Below are 2,790 nucleotides of genomic sequence, written 5' to 3' on the forward strand. Positions count from 1 at the left end.
GGCCCGGAACTCCGCCCACCGGTCGAAGACCGCCGATGGGCTGGGGCCGAACCGGCCGCCGCTCGCCTCGAAGACGTCGATGGGCTCCTTGCCGTGCGCCATAACGGCACGTCCGGCGACGTTTGCGATCCGCATGTCTCGTTCCGCTCATTGTGTGGTGGATGGGTTGATCAGCTGGCCGGCCCGGACATGACTTCGGCCGCAGGGTGCACGTCGCCCTGAACCGGGCGGCGGTCAGCCGGCGCCATGCGGCGGGAGGCCGTGCGCGGCTTCGCCTCAGGCGCCACCGGCCGCAGGTCCGACAGGCACGAGCGCAGGAGGTTTCGGAGCGAATCCCGCGACACGGCGGAGCCGTAGACGTACCAGTCCGGCCGGACGATGACCGAAGCACACCCGTGGCCGTCGAACCACCGCTGGTAGGCGCCGTCGACATCGTCGACCGTCGCCCAGGCTTCGGCCCGCTCCTCCGCGGGCGCGCCGAGCATGACCATCGTGCCGCCCGCCGCGCGCCAGGCCACGAGGTCGTCGTCGCGGTCGGCGAGCGCGGACGGGTCCCGGACGACGAGTACCCAGCCGGCGCCGGACACGTCGTCGAACCGCTGGGCACGGCCCGAGCCGCGCCCGACCCATGCCTGGGGGAACAGCTGGCCGCGGGCATTGTCGTCGGGCGACGCCGGCGCGAGGAAGCCCTCGGAGTAGCCGGGGAAGCGGAAGCCCTCGGGGCGTCGGCCACTGCGCTTGCGGCGGAGCAGTTCCTCGTCGCGCAGCCTGGCCGCCTGCTTGTCGCGGACGGTCTGGACCCGGCCGAGCTCGACCGCCTTCTCGGTGATAGCTCGGACGTGCGGCGACCGCTCGGCGGCGTAGGTCTCCAGGAGGTCCTCGGTCGCTCCCTGCAACACGAGATCGAGCTTCCAGGCGAGGTTGTGGGCGTCCCGGAACCCGGAGCACATGCCCTGGCCGAGGAACGGCGGCATCTGGTGGGCGGCGTCGCCGGCGAGCAGGATCCGACCCTGTTTCCACTCCTGGGCGACGGTCGAGCGGAACGTGTACGGCGCGGCCCGGATCAGCTCGGCGTCGTCCCGCGTGATCCAGCGGGAGACCCGGCGCCACACTTCGTCGGGGTCCACGGCCTCGGCTGAGGAGACGACCTCGTCGAGCATGAACGAGAACCGGTGGTGGTGAGGTCCGAGGGAGATGATGGAGGTCGGCTGGTCGGGATCGCCGTACTGCAGCGCCATCGGCAGGTCGACGTCACGCTTCAGCCGGAAGTCGCACACCAGCCACGGCTCCTGGAACCCGTAGTCGTCCATCTCGATGCCGAGACCCGATCGGACCTTGCTGTTCCCCCCGTCGCACCCGACGGCGAACCGGGCGGCGAAGGTCCGCGCCTCGCCGTGCGGCGTGCCCGCGACGCGCCCCAGCTCATCCGCCGGCTGCGCAACGACCTCCACACCGTCGCCGGTCTGCCGGAACTCGGTGGCCACGTAGCCCCGGATGATCTCGACGCCAGGAGTGCGGCGGCACAGGGCGTCGAGTTCGCTCTCCAGGACCGGCTGGAACATCATGTTGAACTCCGGCCACCCGGAGCCGCCGAAGTCGGAGAACTCGTTGCCGATCAGCACCTCACCCTCGGCGTTGCACCAGTCGTAGGTCCGCTGCACCCGCGTGCCGGCGGCGACCGACTCGGCGATGCCGAGCTTCTGCAGCAGCCGCATGGCGTCGTCGTCGAACGTCGCCGCCCTCGGCAGGTTGTACAGCCCGGCGTAGCGCTCGATGACCGCGACCCGCCGTCCGCGCTGACCCAGCAGCGCGCTGAGCACCATGCCGACCGGGCCGTAGCCGATGACCAGGACGTCGTACCCCATCCTGGTCACTCACCTGCGGTAAGGATCGGCGCCCGCATGGCCTCCGGGACCAGCGGCCGATCCTGCAGCGCCGGCGATGCCCAAGCCGCGACGGGGAGTTCCTCGCTGTCCGGACTGGGATCCCAGAAGTACGGCGTGTCGGCCAGGTCGTCCATCTCTGAGTAGTAGTACTCGGAGAAGGCCCCCGCAGGGTCCTTGAGGTACCAGAAGTAGTTCGCCGACGCCGCGTGCCGACCGAGCCCCCAGGCGTGCCGCTCCGGGTGGTTCTCGATCATCCGCGAACCGCCGTAGCCGATCTCGTCAACGTTGCGCACCCTCCAGGCGGTGTGGTGCAGCAGCGTCATCGGGGCCGGCAGCAGGACGACGTTGTGGTGATCCGTCTCGAACCGCATGAACGGGCCACCGATGACGTAGTCGCTCAGACGCATCCCGATTCCGTCGAGGAAGAAGCGCTTGGCCTCCTCCACATCGGTGCAGCCGATTGCCACGTGCCCGAGCCGCAGCGGCCGGATCGGTTCCCGCAGGACGAGCTCGTTACGGTCGATCGACGTCGGCGCGCTCGGCGGCGGATCCTTGGGCAGCCGGGCCGCGACCGCGACGTGCACCAGCACTCCGCTCACCGGCTCCGTAGCCTCCAGCCCGGCGGCGGTGCGCGTCGAGGCGATCCCCAGCCCCCCGAATCGCTGCGCGATCGCATCGAGGTCGGCTTCGGCGTCCACCCCGATGTTCAGCTCGACGACCCGAGGCGCGTCACCGGCACGCAGGACGAGCTGCTCGCCCCCCACCTCGGTGGCGAACCTGCCGGGCGACGTCTCCCGCAGGCCGAACTCGGTGTAGAAGGCCCGCGTCAACCGCAGGTCTGGTACTTCTCGGACGAGGCTGATCACGCGGTGGGCACCCATGCCTACTCCCTCGAACGCGGCTA

2 protein-coding genes are annotated in these 2,790 nt (G+C 70.5%); both read right to left on the reverse strand.

Going from position 1 to position 2,790, the window contains the following annotated elements:
* Window positions 1-170: 170 nt before the first annotated feature.
* Window positions 171-1,865: a bifunctional 3-(3-hydroxy-phenyl)propionate/3-hydroxycinnamic acid hydroxylase gene (locus tag VGZ32_RS16295; protein ID WP_326886899.1), complete on the reverse strand. Its 1,695-nt coding sequence runs from the start codon at window positions 1,863-1,865 to the stop codon at window positions 171-173.
* Between the two features lie 5 nt (window positions 1,866-1,870).
* The coding region (locus tag VGZ32_RS16300) for a VOC family protein (RefSeq protein WP_326886898.1) at window positions 1,871-2,790 on the reverse strand (920 nt) is incomplete at its 5' end.

It is taken from the genome of Actinocrinis sp. (genome assembly GCF_035938995.1).
Taxonomy (GTDB): Bacteria; Actinomycetota; Actinomycetes; order Streptomycetales; family Catenulisporaceae; genus DASZGI01.

Excerpts from the sequence above, each read along its gene's own strand:
- VGZ32_RS16295 (WP_326886899.1), bottom strand. The coding sequence starts at position 1,865 with ATGGGGTACGACGTCCTGGTCATCGGCTACGGCCCGGTCGGCATGGTG.